Origin of the sequence: Pseudomonas sp. UBA6276 (genome assembly GCF_002438365.1) — a bacterium.
GTDB classification, from domain to species: Bacteria; Pseudomonadota; Gammaproteobacteria; order Pseudomonadales; family Pseudomonadaceae; genus Aquipseudomonas; species Aquipseudomonas coleopterorum.
The window spans coordinates 1-1,876 of sequence record NZ_DJUS01000177.1 but is presented as its reverse complement, the minus strand read 5'-3'; the positions used below and the strand labels follow the sequence as shown (position 1 = coordinate 1,876).

The 1,876-nt window shown below is 61.5% G+C and carries 1 protein-coding gene; it reads right to left on the bottom strand.

The window, feature by feature from the left end; all coding sequences use genetic code 11:
- Nucleotides 1–47: 47 nt before the first annotated feature.
- Nucleotides 48–1,688 carry a phosphoglucomutase (alpha-D-glucose-1,6-bisphosphate-dependent) gene (gene pgm / locus B2V21_RS19980; RefSeq protein ID WP_286917817.1) on the bottom strand — a complete coding sequence of 547 codons (1,641 nt, stop codon included), beginning with the start codon at nucleotides 1,686–1,688 and terminating at the stop codon, nucleotides 48–50.
- Nucleotides 1,689–1,876: the final 188 nt, after the last annotated feature.

The window sequence follows — 1,876 nt, the reverse complement described above, 5'->3', positions numbered from 1 at the left end:
CTTCTGTAGCAGCGGCGCACGCGGTTTATCCAGGAGGACGCACGAAATCAACCGATGGCGGAATCCACCAACACCTGCGCTTCGGCCACCAGACGCTGCAGGTGGGCTTCGTCGATGAAGCTTTCGGCGTAGATCTTGTAGATGTCCTCGGTGCCCGATGGGCGCGCGGCGAACCAGCCGTTGGCGGTGATGACCTTCAGGCCGCCGATGGCCTGGCCGTTACCAGGCGCATGGCTGAGGATCTGTTCGATCGGCTCGCCGGCCAGCTCGGTCGACTTGACCTGCTCGGGCGACAATTTGCTCAAGGCCGCCTTCTGCTGCGGATTGGCCTTGGCTTCAACACGAGTGGAGAACGGCTCGCCCAGGGTTTGCGTCAATGCGTCATAGGCCTGGCTTGGATCCCGACCGGTACGAGCGGTCATTTCAGCCGCCAGCAACGCAGGGATCAGACCGTCCTTGTCGGTGGTCCAGACACTGCCATCCATGCGCAGGAACGACGCGCCGGCGCTCTCCTCTCCACCGAAACCCAGCGAACCGTCGAACAGCCCATCGGCGAAATACTTGAAGCCCACCGGCACTTCATGCAAACGGCGACCCAGGCGTGCGGTCACACGGTCGATCAGGCCACTGCTGACCACGGTCTTGCCCACAGCCGCGTCGTTGCGCCATTGCGGACGGTTCTGGAACAGGTAGTCGATGGCCACGGCCAGGTAATTGTTCGGCGCCAGCAAGCCACCGGTTGGCGTCACGATACCGTGACGGTCGTGGTCAGGGTCGCAGGCGAACGCCACATCGAAGCGATCCTTGAGGCCGATCAGCCCCTGCATGGCATGGCTGGAGGACGGATCCATCCGAATCTGTCCATCCCAATCCACGCACATGAAACGGAACGTGGAATCGACTTCGGTGTTCACCACCTCCAGGTCCAGCTGATAGTGCTCGGCAATCGCCGACCAGTAGCGCACGCCTGCCCCACCCAGCGGATCCACACCCAGACGCAGACCGGCTTTGCGGATCACATCGAAGTCGATCACGTTGACCAAGTCAGCCACGTAGTGATGGATGTAGTCGTGACGATGGGTGGTCGCCGCTTTCAGTGCTTGCTCATGGGGCATGCGCTTCACATCGCGCAGACCATCGGCGAGCAACTCGTTGGCTTTGGCTTCGATCCACTTGGTCACGTCGCCGTCGGCAGGTCCGCCATTGGGTGGGTTGTACTTGAAGCCACCGCTTTGCGGCGGGTTGTGCGACGGCGTGATCACCACGCCATCGGCCAGGCCGCTGCTGCGACCGCGGTTGTAGCAGATGATCGCGTGGGAGACGGCTGGAGTCGGCGTGTACTCGTCGTCCTTGGACAGCATGACCTGCACACCATTGGCCGCGAACACTTCCAGCGCGCTGGCGCCGGCAGGCGTCGACAGCGCGTGGGTGTCGATGCCGACGAACAGCGGGCCGTCGATGCCTTTGCTGGTACGGTAGAGGCAGATCGCCTGGCTGATGGCCAGAACGTGATTTTCGTTGAAGCTCAAGTCGAATGAGCTGCCACGGTGGCCCGAAGTGCCGAACGCCACACGCTGGGTAGGCTCGCTCGCGTCCGGTTGGCCGGTGTAATAAGCCGTGACCAGGCGCGGGATGTCGATCAGCAGCTGGGCTGGGGCAGGTTTGCCCGCAAACGGACTGAGCTTCATGCAAAAACCTCTAATGTAGGTACCGAAACGGAGAATGACAGTTTAGTGGCACTTCGACACTGGAGGTAGGGATTTGATTCCCTTTTTTGACGCTTATTTATCGAGCTGACGGGCAACGGATTGCCCGCTGCCCTTCGCAGCGCCCGATCAGGTGATCGGCGCCGGGTTGAACAAGGTGATGTCGTTGT